The organism is Sphingobium sp. MP9-4 (assembly GCF_005281675.1).
Lineage (GTDB): Bacteria > Pseudomonadota > Alphaproteobacteria > Sphingomonadales > Sphingomonadaceae > Sphingobium > Sphingobium yanoikuyae.
The window spans coordinates 22,172-40,577 of sequence record NZ_LUFI01000026.1 but is presented as its reverse complement, the minus strand read 5'-3'; the positions used below and the strand labels follow the sequence as shown (position 1 = coordinate 40,577).

Sequence of the window (18,406 nt, the reverse complement as noted above, 5' to 3'; positions counted from 1 at the left end):
CCGCCTTCGTGCGGCCTGTCTGGCCCATGCGCGGCAGTCATGCAAGATGGGGGCATGCAAGATGGGCGCATGCAAGATGGCAGATGGTGCAGCAGGACACTTGAAGCGGACTGGTGCGGGTGCTAGCGGCTTGGCCCATGTCGATAGACCTTCAGACCGTGAAAAAGATCGCCAGCCTTTCGCGCATTTCGGTGACGGATGCGGAAGCGGAAGCCATGGTGCCCGAACTCAACAATATCCTTGGCTGGGTGGAACAGCTGGGCGAGGTGGACGTGACCGGCGTGCAGCCGATGACGGCCGTCATCCCCAACCATCAACGCCTGCGCGACGATGTCGTCACTGACGGCAATGTGCGTGACAAGGTGCTGGCCAATGCGCCGCAGGCCGAACATGGCTTCTTCGCGGTGCCCAAGGTGATCGAATAATGACTAATCTGACTGATCTGACGGTTGCGGAAATCCGCGACGGCTTCCGCGCGGGCGATTTTTCGGCGCGCGAAGTGGCCGAGGGCTTCAATGCCAATGTCGCTGCTGCCAAGGCGCTGAACGCCTTCATCGTCGAGACGCCCGAAAAGGCGCTGGCAGCGGCCGACGCGGCCGACAAGGCCAAGGCCGCCGGCGAGACGCTGGGCCAGCTGGCTGGCGTGCCGATCGGCATGAAGGACCTGTTCTGCACCGAAGGCACGCAGACCACCGCCGCGTCGCACATGCTGGAAGGCTTCGTGCCGACCTATGAATCGACCGTGTCGGGCAAGCTGTGGGCGGCCGGCGCGGGCATGCTGGGCAAGCTCAACCTCGACCAGTTCGCCATGGGTTCGTCCAACGAGACCAGCTATTATGGCAATGTGATCTCGCCCTGGCGGCGCGGCGGCGGCGATAACGCCGCACTGGCGCCCGGCGGTTCGTCGGGCGGTTCCTCCTCGGCCATTTCCGCGCGGCTCTGCCCGGCGGCGACCGGCACCGACACTGGTGGCTCGATCCGCCAGCCCGCCGCCTTCACCGGCATCAGCGGCATCAAGCCAACCTATGGCCGCTGCTCGCGCTTCGGCCTCGTCGCCTTCGCCAGTTCGCTGGACCAGGCCGGGCCGATGGCGCGCACCGTGCGCGACAATGCGATCCTGCTGGAAGTCATGTCGGGCTTCGATCCCAAGGATTCGACCAGCCTCGATCTGGCGGTTCCGCAGTGGGAAGCCAATTTGTCGAGCGATCTCAAGGGCAAGAAGGTCGGTATTCCCAAGGAATATCGCCCCGATGGCCTGAACGCCGAAATCTCCGCCATGTGGGATCGCGGCATCGAATGGCTCAAGGACGCCGGCGCCGAAGTGGTCGAAGTGTCGCTGCCGCATACCAAATATGCGCTGCCGACCTATTATATCATCGCGCCTGCCGAAGCCTCGTCGAACCTCGCCCGTTATGACGGCGTGCGCTATGGCCAGCGCGACCTGCCCGATGGCGCAGGTTTGCAGGACATGTATGCCGCGACCCGCGCTGCCGGCTTCGGCCCGGAAGTGAAGCGCCGCATCATGATCGGCACCTATGTGCTGTCGGCCGGCTTCTACGACGCCTATTATACCCAGGCGCAGAAGGTGCGGGCGCTGATCGCGCGCGATTTCGAGCTGGCGTTCGAAAAGTGCGATCTGCTGCTGACGCCGACCGCGCCGAGCGCCTCCTTCGCGCTGGGCGAGAAGCAGGCCGATCCGCTGGCCATGTATCTGAACGACGTCTTCACCGTGCCGGCCTCGCTGGCCGGGCTGCCGGCGATGGCGATTCCGGGCGGGCTGGATTCGGCCGGCCTGCCGATCGGCCTGCAGGTGATCGGCAAGGCGCTGGACGAACAGACCGTGCTGAACGCCTCGCTCGCAATCGAAGAACGCGCTGGTTTCAGCGCACGCCCTGACAAGTGGTGGTAATATGACTGAATCAACCTATCGCATCCAGGGCGCAACCGGCGAGTGGGAGGTCGTGATCGGCCTGGAAGTCCATGCGCAGGTGACGTCGAACGCGAAGCTCTTTTCCGGCGCCGCGACGGCGTTCGGCGCGGAGCCCAATACGCAGGTCAGCCTGATCGATGCGGCCATGCCCGGCATGCTGCCCGTGCCCAACCGCGAGTGCATCCGCCAGGCGGTGCGCACCGGCATGGCGATCGACGCGCAGATCAACAAATGGTCGCGTTTCGACCGCAAGAATTATTTCTATGCGGATCTGCCGCAGGGCTATCAGATCAGCCAGCTCTATCACCCGATCGTGGGCGAAGGGCAGATCGAGATCGTGCTGGACGAGAAGAACCCCGAAGCCAGCACCAAGGTGATCGGCGTCGAGCGCATCCATGTCGAGCAGGATGCCGGCAAGCTGATGCATGACCAGCATCCGACCAGCTCCTATGTCGACCTCAACCGGTCGGGCGTGGCGCTGATGGAAATCGTGTCGAAGCCGGACATGCGTTCGCCTGCCGAAGCAGGGGCTTATCTCTCGAAGCTGCGGACCATTCTTCGCTATGTCGGCTCGTGCGACGGCAATATGGACCAGGGGTCGATGCGCGCCGACGTCAACGTCTCCGTGCGTCGTCCCGGCGAAGAATTCGGCACCCGCACCGAGACCAAGAATGTGAACTCGGTCCGCTTTGTCATGGCCGTGGTCGAGCATGAAGCGAACCGCCAGGTCGACGTGCTGGAAGCCGGCGGCAAGATCGTGCAGGAAACGCGCCTCTATGACCCGGATCGGAACGAGACCCGTTCGATGCGGTCGAAGGAAGATGCGCATGACTATCGCTACTTCCCCGATCCCGACCTGTTGCCGCTGGAACTGGACGATGCCTTCCTGGAGGAATGCCGCCAGTCGCTGCCGGAACTGCCGGACGCGAAGTTGCGCCGCTATGCCCAGGATCTGGGCCTGTCCGCCTATAATGCCGCGACCCTGACCGCCGACGCCGACACGGCGCGCTGGTTCGAGGCGCTGCTGGCCGAAGGCGCGCGCATCCAGAAGAAGAGCGAGGGCGAGGTCGCCAAGGCATCGGCCAACTGGCTGCTGTCGGAGCTGTATGGCGCGCTCAACCGCATTGGCAAGAGCCTTGAGGAAAGCCCGGTAAGCCCCGAGGAAGGCGCCGAATTGCTGGCGCTGGTGGCCGATGGCACGATCAGCGGCACGATCGCCAAGCAGGTGTTCGAGATCATGCTGGAAACAGGCGACAAGCCCGGCAAGATCGTCGAGGAAAAGGGCCTGAAGCAGACCAGCGACACTGGCGCGATCGAGGCGGCTGTGGCCGATGTCCTCGCCAAGAATGGCGACAAGGTCGAGCAGTATCGCGGCGGCAAGGAAGCCCTGTTCGGCTTCTTCGTCGGCCAGACGATGAAGGCGATGCAGGGCAAGGCCAACCCCCAGGTCGTCAACGAACTGGTCAAGAAGGCGCTCGCCGGCTGACAGCAGGACGTCAATTGATAGGCAAAGAAGGGGTGATGGCGATGCCATCGCCCCTTTTTCTTGGTCGTAGCCACATGGTTGGACGTTGCTGCACCAAGCGACTGCGAGGGCGGAACGGAACTAGCCCATGAAAAAAGGGGCGCCGCTCGGGTGAAACCCATGCGACGCCCCTCTTTTTTGCCTTGGCGTCCCTTGGGGAGGAACATCATGCCGTGGCGCAACTGGCGGACCGGGAGGGTCTGTGGGGTGTGGCCCGCCAATTCCTTATTCAGACGTCACAGGACGAAGTTAACCGTCGCCCGGAATGAGATTGCGACGTGATTTTGTTGTTCTTCCGCACCGAACTCACCGCCGACGCGGAACGTGTCGGTGCCGCCATAGAGGCGAGCCCGGCCGGTCCAGCCGCTGGTGCGCTTGTCGGCGACCAGGACGAAATCATCGCCATCCTTGAAATGGGCGACCGTGTCGCCGAGCGACCCGCCGATCAGTTGGCGGCGTCCGCCTTCCAGTTCGAACCGTGCCCAGCCATCCTCGCGATTGAGGCTGCCGAAATCATAGCCGGCGGCGATCGTGCCGTTGGCGGTCATTTCGTCGCTGGTGCGGCCATCGACGGTCAGGTTGAACGCGTCGCCGCCGCCGCTTTCGCTATAGCCGCTTTCCTTCAGGCGATAATAGTCGAAGCCCACGCCCGGACGCAGGCTGAAGCGGTTGAACTGGAGCTGATAGGAAGCCCCGGCCGTGGCCGAATAGAGCTTGCCCGACCAGTCACCGGTCGCCTTGCGCACGACATCGTCGAGCGCGAAGTTGCGGGTGCCGTCAAAGTCGATATGCGCCGCCGAAACGCGCGCGAAGGCTTGGAGCGGACCCCAGCTGCCGCGCCAGTGCGCCGCCAGTTCGAACTGGTCGGAATCCGCCGAGCTGTTGGAGCTGTCGCTGGTGTCCCGGCCATGGATATAGGCGAAGGAACCACCGAAGGCGCCAAGATCGGTCAGATATTCGACGCCGCCGCCAGCGCCCCAGCCATTGATGTCGTAGGAAGCGGTGTCGCCGATGCTCTTGGAACTGCCGAACGCGACCTGCTGCAACCAGAAGCCCAGCTTGCCGTCCTTGGTCCGGTAGATGCCGTTGGGATCGGACAGGATGCGCGCGGTCGCCCGCGAGCCGGCGGTGACGGCTTCGAAGGTGCTGCCGGAATGTTCAGGCAGCATCTGGCGCAGCGCACCGTTCAGCGTCTGGCCGTCGGTCACGTCCAGATAGGCGTTGGCCAGCGTGCTGTCATTGTCGAGCGCGTTGAAGATCGCCGAATAGGCCCTTGAAAGCGAACCGGTCAGGCCCAGTTCCGACGTGGTCTTGGCGGCGATCGACAGGGTTACGTCACCGGTCGTGGTGTCGCTGCTGACGCTGCCCTTGAACATATAGGGCAGCAGGGTCGCGCTATCGAGCGCCGGGGTGCCGGACAGCGATGCGGCGCGGACGATGACATAGTCGCCTTCCGATCCGCCGACCTGGGTCAGCGCCACCTTCACCTTGGAACCGCTGGCGAAGCTGGCAGCGCCGGCCACGTCATAGACGGTGTTGGTGCCATCGGCGCCGTTGATGGTGACGCCCAGCGCCGAGCCGGAGGAGGCGCTGAGCGAGGCGAGCGCGACCGAACCGGTGTTGCTGACAGCCAGCGTGCCGCCGTTCAGCACCAGCGCCATATTGCCGCTGTTGCTGATCGCGCCGGTATAGCTGGAGGTGCCGTTCAGCGTCATCGTGCCGCTGGCGCCGCCAAAGTCGAGCGCGCCGGTGACGCTGGCGGTATCGGCCAGTGTCAGGGTGGCGCCGGTGCCGGCATAGCTGAGATCGCCGGTCAGGGTCGAACTGCCCGAGAGCGACAGGCTGTTGTTGCCGGCGCCCAGGCTGACATCGCCGACGATCCGGCCAGCCGATACCGTCATGACGTCATCGCCCGAGCCGAGCTTGACGTCGCCGACGATGCTGGGCGCGGTCGCGGTCGAGGAGGCGAGTGCCTGGGTCAGCGTCACGCCGCTGCTGTTGGCGCTGAGGTCAATGGCGGTGTTGGTAAGGCCGCCGGTCGCCGAGATGGTGCCGGTGTTGCTGAGGCTGGAGACGGTGCCCGAGGAATCGAGGATCGCGATCGCGCGACCCTTTTCATCATCGGCGGCGACGGCCGCGACGGTGCCGCTGACCTTGACCGAATTCACCTGTGCCCCGGCGTCGATCACCACGCCGCGCGACGTGGTGTTCGCGAGCGCCGCGCCCGATGCGGCGACGGTGCCCGAAATCTCGATCGCGTCGCTGGTCGCGCCCGAACCCAGGCGCAGCGCGGTGGCGTTGCTGTCATAGGAGATGGCGGTGATCGATCCGGCGACCAGGACGCCCTTGGCAATGTCGACATCGCCGCCCAGGCCGCCGATCACCATCGCATTGGCATCGACGCCGTCATAGATGCCATAGCCCGCGATCGCGCCGCGCACGACCACGCCATAGCCCGAACTGTCGCCCTGGACCACGCCGATGCTGGTGTCGGCCGTGGCCGAGCCGATCTGCACCGCAGCCGCCGAGCCATAGTTGATGACCGTGGCGGTGGTTTCGGTGCTGTCGAGCAGGCCGTCATCATCGATGTCGGTGTCATCTTCGTCGTCATCGTCGCTGGCGGTCGGCGCGACGTCGAACACGATGCCGCCGCTGGCATTGCCGGCGATGACGAGGGCGGGGCCGCCCTGCAGCAGGTCGTCGGCATCGAGCTTGGTGACGTCGCTCGGGCGGGTGGTGGAGCGATAGCCGGTGCTGACGATCGTGCCCTGGATCTTCACTGCGCCATCGACATCGCCCAGCAGGGCGACGGCGGTGCTGTTTGCGCCCTTAGTGCTGATCGAACCGCGGATCGTGGCGTTGCCGTCAATATCGTTGGCGACCACGCCATAGCTGTTGTCGCCGACGACGGAGATGGTGCCATAGGTCGACAGATTGCCGATCAGGGTCGAGTTGACGCGGATGCCGGCGCTGTTGTTGCCTTCGATCGAGATCGCGCCAGTGGTGTCGATATTGCCGGTGTGGGCCGCGCCGGATTCGACCAGGATGCCATTGCGGTTCGTCCCTTTGGCGAACGTCCCGTCAATGTCGCCGTCACTGTCCGTGTCCGTCGCGGTATAATCTTCCGTCAGCGTGATCGTGCCGCTGTTGGTGATGTTGCCGGTGGTGCCGGCCTTGATCAGAATGCCGGTCGCATTGTCGGCATCGTTGATGGTCAGCGAACCGGCGTTGCTGACATTGTTGTTGCTGTCCATCGTGATCGCGGTGCCGCTGGTCAGCGTGATGCTGCCAGCCGAGCTGACCGTGATCGCATCGGCCGCGCCCGAGGCGACGGTGGAGGTCTTGACGGCGGTGGTGGTGGATGAACCGATCGTGGTTTCCGCCGCGGCGTTGGTTGCGGTCAGCGCAACCAGAACCGGGGCGATGGCCGTGCAGGCCAGCAAATGTCGCATGATATCTCCTCTGAATGCCGCGCCGTTTGATGGGCACGTACATGCGGGAGGGACGCCGCCGCCGGGCCGGTTCCGTCAGGAAAAATGCCGTCCGGTGTGATTTTAGAAGGCGAAATCCAGGCCGATGCGCACGGTGCGGGGACGCAGCGGCGTATAATAGTCCGTGCTCAGGTCGAACGGCGTGCCGAGCGAGAAACGATTGCCGTCGCTGTCGAACAGGTTGGTGAGCGAAAGCGAGAGTTCGACCGGGCCGCGGGTGACGGCGGCGGACAGGGCCGTATCGACATAATCCCCCTGTTCGCGGCCCAATATCGGCCCGACGCCCAGGCGCGACTTGCCGACATAGCGGGCCGAGGCCGACAGGTGCAGGCGCATGTCGTCGCCCAATGGCGCGCGATAGTCGGCGGCAATCCGGCCGCCCAGATTGGCGACATTGGGCAGGGTCAGCGAGCGCCCTTCATAGGAAAGAGCGCGCACGAACTGGGCCGGCTGGGTCAGGCGGCTGTCATTATAGATGATCGAGCCGTCGAGCGTCAGCGGCGGGATCGGGCGGACCACGATCCGGCCTTCCACCGTATAGATGCGTCCATCGCCGATATTGGCGGTGGTCGGCAGGCCGATGCGGTCGGTGACGTCGGCCTGGATATCGCGCCAGTCGGTATAGGCGACATTGCCGCTGAGCGCGACCGTGTCGCGGCCCGGCACGCCCTTGCGGAAGCCCAGTTCCATGGTCGAGATGCGATCGTTACGGAAGCTGCGCGCGCGCTGATCGTCGACCGCCAGGCCGCCGGGACGAAAGCCCTGTTCGAACCGGGCATAGAGGGTGAGCCCCTTCACCGCATCGCTGAGCAGCGAGAAGGAGGGGAGGAAGATGGTTTCGGAGCGATCGGCCTGCGCCTCGACACGGGCAAGGTCGGCGACGGCCGAAAGCATCGCCACCGGATCGATCGCCTCGCCGCTGAGGCGGCTGTTGGTGAGGCGTCCGCCGACGGTAGCGACCAGCCCCTGGAGCGGTTCGAACGAGGCTTCGCCGAACAGGGTCGCTTCCTTGATCCGGTTGCGCACGCCGGTGGCCGTGGCAGGACGTCCGCGACCATAGACCGGGACGCCCGGCAGGATCTCGATCGCCGGTGCACTCAGGGGGCCATAGCCGGTCAGCGACCGCTGGATGGTCGAGGTGCTTTCCAGATAGGAAACGCCCAGCAGCCAGCCCAGGCCATTGTCGAGGTCGCGGACCAGCCGGTTCTCGGTCGAGAAAAGTTCGACCTTGTTGCGCTGGCGGAACAGGGCGGGTGCGCCGCCCGGCTGGGTCGCGTCGTAGCTTTCGGCCAGGACATTGCGAACATAGCCGGTCGAGGAGACGAGGCGCAGATCGTCCCACTGATGCTCGATCCGCGCATTGGCTAGGATATAGTCGGAATGATAGGGCTGGGCGACGCTGGAGGCGCGTTCCAGTCGGCCGACCTCGCGGCTGGCATATTGGGCGTCGTCACCTTCGATATGCTGATAGGCGGTGCTGAGATCGATCGTCCAGTCGTCCGCCGGTGCGATCCGCAGCGTGGCGCGGCCGCCATAGGTGCGGGTGCGATTGACGTCATCCTTGTCGCGCAGGACATCGTCGATATAGCCGCCTTCCTGCACGCCATAGCCGACGACGCGCAGCGCCACCTTCTCGGCCACGATCGGCAGGTTGAGGATGGCCGACAGGTCGCCGCCCGGATCGCCATGCTGGGTTGCCGACACGCCGGTCGAGATCTGGCCGCCGAACTGCGCGAGATTGGGGGCGTTGGGGATGATGCGGATGATGCCGCCGAGCGAGCCGGCGCCGTAAAGCGTGCCCTGTGGCCCTTCCAGCACCTCGACCCCGCCGACGTCATAGAGGCGCAGGTCGGGATCGGGCGCGGCATAGTTGAGGCGCATGTCGCCCAGATATTGGCCGGTCGTCGCCTGGGTCGGCCCGGCGACGCCGGAATCGGCGATGGCGCGGATGAACAGCTTATTGCGGCCGGCACCGGCATGGGTGGAGCTGAGGCTGGCGACGCGCGAGAGCAGCGCGGCCGTGCCCTGTGCCGCGTCGGCGGTCTCGAATAGGCCGCCGGTCACGGTTTCGACCATGCCGGCATAGCGGGGCAGGGGAATGTCGCGCTTGGACGCAGTGACGATGATGTCGGCCGGCGGTTCCTGAACGACCGGCGCGAGTTGCACCGCTGCGGCTGGCGTCGGCGACGGGGGCGGAGTGCTTTTGCGGGCACGCACGATGCGCCAGGTGCTGGCGTCGATCTGCCGGGCCTTGGCGCCGCTGCCGCGCAGCAACTGGGAAAGGGCGCCTGCGGTCGACATCCGGCCCCGGATCGCTGGGGTGGCGATGCCGGCCAGTGACTGGTCCGACATGCCGATGCTGGCGCCGGTTTGACGGCCGAGCGCCACCACCGCCTCGCCCAGGCGTCCCGGAGCGAGGTCGATCGACTGTCTGTCCGCCGCTCGCGCAGGCGATGCGGCCGCTATGGCGAAGGCGGTGACGAAAAGGACGTCAGTTTTGCGACCCATCCCCTTCCTTCAGCAGCCATCCATTCCCCTGTCGGATGGCGGACAGCCCCATCAGGGGCGCGGCAGCGGCGAAGAAGCGGGACGGATCCCGTTCAAGCCGGATCGTGCCGGTAAAGCGCATGGCCTGCGCGCCGGGCGTCGCGGCCAGCGTCACGCCCAGCGAACGGGCGATATCCTGGGTCACGTCGCCGACCGGCGCATTGGCATAGATGAGTTGGCCCTGGCGCCAACTGGCGACGGCCTGGGGCGCGACGTCCATCACGCGCAGCCCTTCCGCGCCGTCGCTGAGCGCGCGGCCGGCGGGCAGCGAAATGGCTTCGGCCTGCGGATTGTAGATCACCTTGCCCTCGGACACGCCGATGCGGGTGGCGTTGCCGCTATGGACGATATTGAAGACGGTGCCAGCATCCTCGAACACGGCGTCGCCCACGGTTACGCGGAACGGATCAGCGGCATCATGGCGCACGGTGAAGGCGGCTTCGCCCGCGTCGAGCGCGGCAAAGCGCGCATTCTTGCGGTCGAGGCGCAGGGTGGTGCCGCCGTTCAGTTCGATCCGGGTGCCGTCGTCGAGCGCGATGCTGCGGGTTTCGCCGGGACGGGTGGTGATGCTGTAGATGTCGCTGCGGTTGAGCAGGCCGACCGAGACGGCGGCCACCAGCGCGGCGGCGATCGCGCCGCCGCCGATCCAGCGCAGCGGGCGGCGGTGACGTTCGCCGGCATCATTGGCGGCAACAGGCATGACGACGGGTTCTGCCGGAACCATGTCCGCCAGATCCGCGTCGGCCGCCATCAGCGCATCATAGGCGGTCGCGCGGGCGGGATCGCCCTCCAGCCAGATGGTGAAGGCGTCCCAGTCGTCAAATTCGGGATCGCGCGTGCGGATTACCCATCCGAGCGCCTCCTCGTTCATCATGGCCTGTGCCCTGTTCATTTCTTGCCCCTTGAAGAGCCAGACGCCGCCGATCCGCTCATTCCGTATCCAGACTTTGCTTGAGCGCAAGCATCGCCCGATAGGCCTTTTGCAGATCCTTCTCGACCGTGGTCAGGCTGACCCCCAATTCCTCCGCGATCAGCCGCTGGCCGACCCCCTCTATGCGGAAACGGCGGAACACCAGTTCGACGCGGGGGCCAAGATCGGCCAATATGCCGCGCGCCTGTTCCAGCCGCTGATTGAGGATCATGCGTTCGTCGACCGCCAGATCGTCATTCGGATCGGCCATCACGCCGCCGGCGCCTTCGGCCCAGTCCTGCTCGCGCCGCTCGCGCCGCGTGGCGGAGCGATAGCGATCGAGCATCAGGTTGTTGGCCATGCGATAGAGATAGGGCAGGGGATCGGCGACCGGCCCCAGATCCTTGGCCTCCAGCTTCATCCACATGTCCTGCAGCAGATCTTCCGCATCCTCCCCCGCACCGCGCGCGCGCAGGAAGCGCAGCAAAGCAGCGCGGTTCTGGAAGAAGATAGCAGAAAGGCCCGTGGCCATGCCTGTGGTGCGTCCGGTATTGGCGATCAGGCGGGTTGCCATAGAGGCAGGGGTGGGGTCTTGGCAATGGCAAGGCGCGGATCGACCGGTCATGGCCTGAAATCATTTACCTAGTGCGCGGCTTGCTCTAGCCCGTTCCGGATATGGCAGGAGCGGACATGGCGACAGCGAAGGTGACGGATGCAGCAGCGGCGCGGGCGGCGGGGATGGACCCTGACCGGCTGGATGCGCTGGTGGATCATCTGGACCGGACCTATGTGCAGAGCGGCAAATTGCCGCATATGCAGATGCTGGTCTCGCGCGACGAGGTGCCGTTGTTGTCGGTCAGCCGGGGGCAGGCGCGGGCGACTGGCGAGCCGTTGCAGGCCGATGCGCTGTTCCGCATCGCGTCCATGACCAAGCCGATCACCAGCGTCGCCTTCATGCGGCTGGTCGAACAGGGCAAGGTGGCGCTGGACGATCCGGTGACCGACGTGCTGCCCGAATTTGCCGACTTGCGCGTCGGCGCGGACGGAACCGGGCGGATTACGCGGCCGATGCGGATGATCGACCTGCTGCGCCACACATCGGGTCTGACCTATGGGTTGCAACGGCAGACGCCGATCGATGCGCGCTATCGCGAACTGGGGCTGGACGAGTTCCAGCAGAAGCGATCATCGGACGAATTCATCGCCGCGCTGGCCAGCCTGCCGCTGGAATTTTCGCCGGGCGAGCGCTGGAATTACGGCGTGTCGACCGATGTGCTGGGCGTGATCGTCGAGCGGCTGTCGGGGCAGGATCTGGAGACGCATTTTCGTCAGAATATCTTCGATCCGCTGGGCATGAAGGACAGTTTCTTCACCTTGCCTGAGGACCGGACCGACCGACTGACCGATGCCTGGGGGCTGGGCGAGGACGGGTTGCGGCTTCGTGACCGGGGCGCGGCCAGCAGCTGGCGGCGCAAGCTGCGTTTCCGATCGGGCGGGGGCGGGCTGATTTCCTCCACGGCCGACTATCATCGCTTTGCCCGGATGCTGCTGCGCGGTGGCGAGATGGATGGGGCGCGGCTGTTGCAGCCCGAAACGGTGGTGCAGATGCGAAGCAATCACCTGCCCGGCGGCGGCGATCTCGCCAGCATGTCGCAGGCGATGTTCAGCGAAGCCGATTATGCCGGCGTGGGTTTCGGCCTGGGCTTCGCGATGACGCTGGCGAACCAGCAATTTTACTGGGGCGGGGTGTTTTCGACCTATTTCTTCATCGATCCGGTCGAGCGGCTGATCGGCCTGTTCATGACCCAGCATCTGCCGTCCAGCACCTATCCGGTGCGGGCGGAATTGCGGGCCGGGATCGGGGCGGCGATCGTTACGCGACGCGGTCAGGGCTGAGGCAGGCCAAGCCCGCGGAAAGAAGCGGGAAAAGCCCATGCTGCGCTGCAAAAAATGGATTGGCATGGCGAAGCGCGCTGTGCCATCATCCCGGTGACTCATAGAGGGAGATCCCGGCCATGAATCTCAAGGGCGAGACGCAGCTTCCCAAGCCGGCACCCCGGCAGGTTGATCCGCAGATTCTGGCCCATGAGATTGTCGAGCGATTGACCTATCGCATCGGCAAGGATGCCAAGGCGGCCAAGCCGCATGACTGGCTGCATGCCGTTATCCTCTCGATCCGCGACCGGGTGATCGACGCCTGGATCGAGTCCACCCACAAGACCTATGAAGAGCAGGGGCGCAGGGTCTATTATCTGAGCCTGGAATTCCTGATCGGCCGGCTGATGCGCGATGCCGCATCCAATATGGAGATGCTGGACGATTTGCAGGCCGCGCTCGAATCGCTCGGCGTCGATCTGGACCTGATCGCCGCGCTGGAGCCGGATGCGGCGCTGGGCAATGGCGGCCTGGGGCGGCTCGCCGCCTGCTTCATGGAGAGCATGGCGACGGTCGACATCCCCGCCTATGGCTATGGCATCCGTTATGTGAACGGCATGTTCCGGCAGGAGATCAGCGACGGCTGGCAGGTGGAACTGCCGGAAAACTGGCTGGCGCACGGCAATCCCTGGGAGTTCGAGCGGCGCGAGGCAAGTTACGAGGTCGGGTTCGGTGGGCGTGTCGATCCGGCCGAGTGCGCGAATTGCGGCCCCTATCAGATGAGCTGGCGTCCCGCCGAACGGGTGATCGCCACCCCCTATGACACGCCGATCGCCGGCTGGCGCGGCAAGCGGGTCAATACGTTGCGCCTGTGGGAGGCGCAGCCGATCGACCCGATCCTGCTCGACAAGTTCAATGCCGGCGACCATCTGGGCGCGCTGTCCGAAAGCAACCGGGCCGAGGCGCTGACCCGCGTCCTCTATCCTGCCGACAGTTCGCCGGCGGGGCAGGAGTTGCGGCTGCGGCAGGAATATTTCTTCTCCTCCGCCTCGCTGCAGGACATTGTACGTCGGCACATTCAATATTTCGGCGACATCAGAACCTTGCCGGACAAGGCGGCGATCCAGCTTAACGATACCCATCCGGCGGTGTCGGTGGCGGAGCTGATGCGCATCCTGGTCGACGAGCATGGGCTGGATTTCGACGAGGGCTGGGACATTGTCCGTCGCACCTTCGGCTATACCAACCACACTCTGCTGCCCGAGGCGCTGGAAAGCTGGCCGGTGCCCTTGTTCGAGCGGTTGCTGCCACGGCACATGCAGATCGTCTATGCGATCAACAGCCGCTTGCTAGGCGAGGCGCGCAAGTCCGGCCAGTTCGACGATCATGCGATCGGCACCATCTCGCTGATCGACGAGGGCGGCGAGCGGCGGGTACGGATGGGCAATCTGGCCTTTGCCGGATCGCACAGCGTCAACGGCGTGTCAGCGCTGCATACCGACCTGATGAAGGTCACGGTCTTTGCCGACCTGCACAAGCTCTATCCCGCGCGGATCAACAACAAGACCAACGGCGTCACCTTCCGCCGCTGGCTGATGCAGTGCAACCATGGCCTGTTCGAGCTGATCCGTGAGGCGATCGGCGACCGCTTCATGGACGATGCCGAGGCGCTGCGCGAGCTTGACAATTTCGCCGACGACACCGCCTTCCAGGAACGGTTCCTGGCGGTGAAGCGCTTCAACAAGGTCGCGCTGGCCGACCTGCTGCGCAAGCGCATCAATGCGCGGATCGACGCCGACGCGCTGTTCGACATCCAGATCAAGCGCATCCATGAATATAAGCGGCAATTGCTCAACATCATCGAGGCAGTGGCGCTCTATGACCAGATCCGTTCTCACCCGGAAAAGGACTGGGTACCGCGGGTCAAGCTGTTCGGCGGCAAGGCGGCGCCCAGCTATCATAATGCCAAGCTGATCATAAAGCTGGCGGGCGACGTGGCCCGCGCGATCAATCATGACCCGTCGGTTCAGGGACTGCTGAAGGTGCAGTTCGTGCCCAATTACAATGTCTCCATGGCCGAGATGATGATCCCGGCCGCCGATCTGTCGGAACAGATTTCGACCGCCGGCATGGAGGCATCGGGCACCGGAAACATGAAGTTCGCGGTCAATGGCGCGCTGACCATCGGCACGCTGGACGGCGCCAATGTCGAGATGCGCGACCATGTCGGCGAGGATAATATCGTGATCTTCGGCCTGACCGCGGCCGAGGTGAACCAGCGCCGGGCCGAGGGCTATAATCCGCGCGCGGTGATCGAACAGAGCCGGGAACTGGGGCAGGCGCTCAATGCCATTGCCAGCGGCGTCTTCTCGCCCGACGATCCCAATCGCTACAAGGATCTGATCCAGGGCATTTATGACCATGACTGGTTCATGGTGGCGGCCGATTTCGACAGCTATGCCGCCGCCCAGCGCCGGGTCGATGGCATCTGGCAGGATCAGGCATTGTGGGCGAAGAAGGCGATCCACAATGTCGCGCGCATGGGCTGGTTCTCGTCCGACCGGACGATCCGCGAATATGCCGCCGACATCTGGAACATGGGATGATAAGAATGGCCGCGATCGGCGGAGACGGGAGATAGGAGCGTGCTGACGCCGGAGCAGATCGACCGGCTGGTCGAAGGGCGGGATGCCGATCCCTTCGCGACGCTTGGCGTGCATCCGGCCGATCCTGACAGCGGCAAGACCGGCTTTACCGCCTGCGTGCTGTTGCCCGATGCCGTCAGCGTCAGCGCGCAGACGCTGGATGGCAAGCCGGTCGGCGAACTGGCGCTGATCCACCCGGCCGGACTGTTCGAGGGCAAGGTCAAGATCCGCAAGCGCCAGCCGCTGCGCTATGAAGCGCAATATGCCGATGGCGGCACCTATGCGACGATCGACCCCTATGGCTTTGGCCCGGTGCTGGGGCCGATGGACGATTATTATTTCGCCGAAGGATCGCACAAGCGGCTGTTCGAGAAGTTGGGCGCGCATCCGATGGAGCATGAGGGGGTTGCCGGCACCCATTTCGCGGTCTGGGCCCCCAATGCCCGGCGCGTGTCGGTGGTCGGCGACTTCAATCGCTGGGACGGGCGGCGCGCGGCGATGCGGCACCGGCAGGATGCGGGCGTGTGGGAAATCTTCCTGCCCGAAGTCGGCATCGGCCAGCCCTACAAGTTCGAGATTGTCGGGCCGGACGGCGTGGTGCTGCCGCTCAAGGCCGATCCCTTCGCCTTCCGCTCGGAACTGCGCCCGTCGACCGCGTCGATCGTCAACGGTCCGCCCGCGCATATATGGGGCGATGCGGATCACCGCGACCATTGGCAGAAGGCCGATGCGCGGCGCCAGCCCATCTCCATCTACGAAGTGCATGCCGGATCGTGGCAGCGCGACGAAAATGGCGATTTCCTGCACTGGGACGCGCTGGCCGAGCGGCTGATCCCTTATGTTGTCGGCATGGGATTTACCCATATCGAGTTCCTGCCGATCAGCGAATTTCCCTATGACCCAAGCTGGGGCTACCAGACGCTGGGCCTTTATGCGCCGACCGCGCGCTTTGGCGATCCGGCGGGCTTTGCTCGTTTCGTAGATGGCGCGCACCGAGCGGGGATAGGTGTCCTCCTCGATTGGGTGCCGGCGCATTTCCCGACCGACGAGCATGGTCTGGCCCGGTTCGATGGCACCGCGCTTTATGAACATGCCGATCCGCGCAAGGGCTTCCAGCCGGACTGGAACACGGCGATCTATAATTTCGGCCGGCGCGAGGTGGCGGAATATCTGACCAACAATGCGCTCTTCTGGGCCGAGCGCTATCATGTCGACGGGCTGCGGGTCGATGCGGTCGCCTCGATGCTCTATCTCGATTATTCGCGCAAGCCCGGCGAATGGATCCCCAACGACCATGGTGGGCGGGAGAATGTGGAGGCGGTGGCCTTCCTCCAGGGGATGAACAAGGCGCTCTATGCGGACTCGCCCGGCGTGATGACGATCGCCGAGGAATCGACCAGCTGGCCGCAGGTGTCGGCGCCGGTGCATCAGGGTGGCCTCGGCTTCGGTTTCAAATGGAATATGGGCTTCATGCACGACACGCTGCGCTATCTGGCGCGCGAGCCGGTGCATCGGCAGCATCATCATGACGACATCACCTTCGGCTTGCTCTACGCCTTCAGCGAGAATTTCGTGCTGGCGCTGAGCCATGACGAGGTGGTGCATGGCAAATCGTCGCTGCTGCACAAGATGGCGGGCGACGACTGGCAGAAATTCGCGACGCTGCGGGCTTATTATGCCTTCATGTGGGGCTATCCCGGCAAGAAGCTGCTGTTCATGGGGCAGGAGTTTGCCCAGCGCGCCGAGTGGAGCGAGCAGCGGGCGCTCGACTGGAACCTGGTCGATCATGCGCCCCATCAGGGCGTGCAAATGCTGGTCGGCGACCTCAACCGTCTCTATCGCTCGCGGCCGGCATTGCATGCGCGCGATTGCGAGGCGGAAGGGTTTGAATGGGTGCTGGTCGACGGCGCAGCGGACAGCGTCTTTGCCTGGCAACGACGGGCGCCCGGCCACAAGCCGATCGTCGTCGTCAGCCATTTCACGCCGGTGCTGCGCCATGGCTATCGCATGCGGCTGCCCGTGGGCGGTCGCTGGCGCGAGATACTCAATAGCGATGCGTGTGAATATGGCGGCAGCGGAGCCGGCAATATGGGCGTGGTCGAGGCCGATGAGAGCGGATGGGCGAACATAACCATCCCGCCCTTCGGAACCTTGATGCTGGAACTGGACTATTGATACCGAGGAACGCGTGCAGGCGGTCGCGGGCATGAGAGAGGAGCCCTAATGCAACAACGCAATCAGCCGATCGCGCGCGACGCCATGGCCTATGTGCTGGCCGGCGGACGCGGCAGTCGCCTTGCCGAGCTGACCGACCGGCGGGCCAAGCCAGCTGTGCATTTCGGTGGCAAGGCGCGGATCATCGACTTTGCGCTGTCCAATGCGCTCAACAGCGGTATCCGCCGGATCGGCGTCGCGACCCAGTATAAGGCCCATTCGCTGATCCGGCATTTGCAGCGCGGCTGGAACTTCCTGCGGCCCGAGCGCAACGAGAGCTTCGACATATTGCCCGCCAGCCAGCGCATTTCCGAAAGCCAATGGTATGAGGGCACGGCCGACGCGGTGTTCCAGAATATCGACATCATCGAAAGCTATGCGCCGGAATATATGGTCATCCTGGCTGGCGATCATGTCTACAAGATGGACTATGAGCTGATGCTGCAACAGCATGTCGACAGTGGCGCGGATGTCACGGTCGGCTGTCTGGAGGTGCCGCGGATGGAGGCGGTCGGCTTTGGCGTGATGCATGTCGACGAGGCGGACGTCATCACCGCCTTTGTCGAAAAGCCCAAGGATCCGCCCGCCATTCCCGGTCAGCCCGACATGGCGCTGGCATCGATGGGCATTTATGTCTTCCGCACCCGCTTCCTGATCGAGCAATTGTTGCGCGATGCCGACGACAAGGACAGCAGACGCGATTTCGGCGGCGACATCATCCCTTATATCGTCAAGCACGGCAAGGCGGTGGCGCATCGCTTCTCCAGCAGCTGTGTGCGGGCGGAAAGCGAACTGGTGCCCTATTGGCGCGATGTCGGCACGATCGACGCCTATTGGCAGGCCAATATCGACCTGACCGACGTGGTTCCGAGCCTGGACCTTTACGACCGCAGCTGGCCGCTCTGGACCTATTCGGAGGTCACGCCGCCGGCCAAGTTCGTCCATAACGAGGATGGACGGCGCGGATCGGCGACCAGTTCGCTGGTGGCGGGCGGCTGCATCGTGTCGGGCTCCTCGCTGCATCGCAGCCTGCTCTTTTCCGAGGTGCGCACCCACAGCTTCTCGTCCATCACAGAGAGCGTCATCATGCCCAATTGCGTGATCGGGCGGGGCGCGCGGCTGCACAAATGCGTGGTCGATTCCGGGATCAGCATCCCGCCGGGCCTGATCATCGGCGAAGACCCGGCCTTTGACGCGCAGCATTTCCGTCGCACCGACAGCGGCATATGCCTGGTGACGCAGCCGATGATCGATCGGCTGGTGGCCTGA

The 18,406-nt window shown here is 64.6% G+C and carries 11 protein-coding genes; 7 read left to right on the top strand and 4 right to left on the bottom strand.

What is annotated here, in order from left to right; genetic code table 11:
- The first annotated feature begins 137 nt into the window (after nt 1-137).
- From gatC to gatB, 3 genes are read left to right on the top strand one after another with little or no spacing between them, the layout of a single operon-like run.
- Nucleotides 138-425: an Asp-tRNA(Asn)/Glu-tRNA(Gln) amidotransferase subunit GatC gene (gene gatC, locus A0U87_RS07430; RefSeq protein ID WP_004211845.1), complete on the top strand. Its 288-nt coding sequence runs from the start codon at nt 138-140 to the stop codon at nt 423-425.
- Nucleotides 425-1,909 (top strand): Asp-tRNA(Asn)/Glu-tRNA(Gln) amidotransferase subunit GatA, encoded by a 1,485-nt coding sequence (gene gatA / locus A0U87_RS07425; RefSeq protein WP_137405401.1) that lies wholly within the window; start codon nt 425-427, stop codon nt 1,907-1,909. Before gatC ends, gatA begins: the two co-directional genes overlap by 1 nt.
- A 1-nt stretch (nt 1,910) precedes the next feature.
- Nucleotides 1,911-3,416 (top strand): Asp-tRNA(Asn)/Glu-tRNA(Gln) amidotransferase subunit GatB, encoded by a 1,506-nt coding sequence (gene gatB / locus A0U87_RS07420; RefSeq protein ID WP_010337156.1) that lies wholly within the window; start codon nt 1,911-1,913, stop codon nt 3,414-3,416.
- Between the two features lie 275 nt (nt 3,417-3,691).
- Here the strand turns inward: gatB and A0U87_RS07415 are convergent, their stop codons facing one another.
- From A0U87_RS07415 to A0U87_RS07400, 4 genes are all read right to left on the bottom strand, one after another.
- Nucleotides 3,692-6,907, bottom strand: coding sequence for an autotransporter domain-containing protein (locus tag A0U87_RS07415; RefSeq protein ID WP_048937294.1), 3,216 nt, complete (start codon nt 6,905-6,907; stop codon nt 3,692-3,694).
- A 102-nt stretch (nt 6,908-7,009) separates the two neighbouring features.
- Nucleotides 7,010-9,454: a TonB-dependent receptor gene (locus A0U87_RS07410; RefSeq protein WP_048937293.1), complete on the bottom strand. Its 2,445-nt coding sequence runs from the start codon at nt 9,452-9,454 to the stop codon at nt 7,010-7,012.
- The gene (locus tag A0U87_RS07405) at nt 9,438-10,367 is read right to left on the bottom strand and encodes a FecR domain-containing protein (RefSeq protein ID WP_037507458.1); all 930 of its coding nucleotides are present in this window, start codon (nt 10,365-10,367) and stop codon (nt 9,438-9,440) included. The genes A0U87_RS07410 and A0U87_RS07405 overlap by 17 nt, the downstream gene beginning before the upstream one ends.
- Nucleotides 10,368-10,422: 55 nt before the next feature.
- Nucleotides 10,423-10,935, bottom strand: a complete 513-nt coding sequence (locus tag A0U87_RS07400; RefSeq protein WP_029547652.1) for a sigma-70 family RNA polymerase sigma factor — start codon at nt 10,933-10,935, stop codon at nt 10,423-10,425.
- A gap of 158 nt (nt 10,936-11,093) precedes the next feature.
- Here A0U87_RS07400 and A0U87_RS07395 point away from each other — a divergent pair, with 158 nt between their 5' ends.
- The 4 genes from A0U87_RS07395 to glgC all read left to right on the top strand — a co-directional run bounded on the left by A0U87_RS07395 (nt 11,094) and on the right by glgC (nt 18,406).
- Nucleotides 11,094-12,299: a serine hydrolase domain-containing protein gene (locus tag A0U87_RS07395; RefSeq protein ID WP_048937292.1), complete on the top strand. Its 1,206-nt coding sequence runs from the start codon at nt 11,094-11,096 to the stop codon at nt 12,297-12,299.
- Between the two features lie 119 nt (nt 12,300-12,418).
- Entirely contained in the window at nt 12,419-14,884 is a 2,466-nt protein-coding gene (locus A0U87_RS07390; RefSeq protein WP_048937291.1) for a glycogen/starch/alpha-glucan phosphorylase, read from the top strand.
- A gap of 39 nt (nt 14,885-14,923) precedes the next feature.
- Nucleotides 14,924-17,098, top strand: a complete 2,175-nt coding sequence (gene glgB / locus A0U87_RS07385; RefSeq protein ID WP_048937290.1) for a 1,4-alpha-glucan branching protein GlgB — start codon at nt 14,924-14,926, stop codon at nt 17,096-17,098.
- Nucleotides 17,099-17,146: 48 nt separating this feature from the next.
- Entirely contained in the window at nt 17,147-18,406 is a 1,260-nt protein-coding gene (gene glgC, locus A0U87_RS07380; RefSeq protein ID WP_048937289.1) for a glucose-1-phosphate adenylyltransferase, read from the top strand.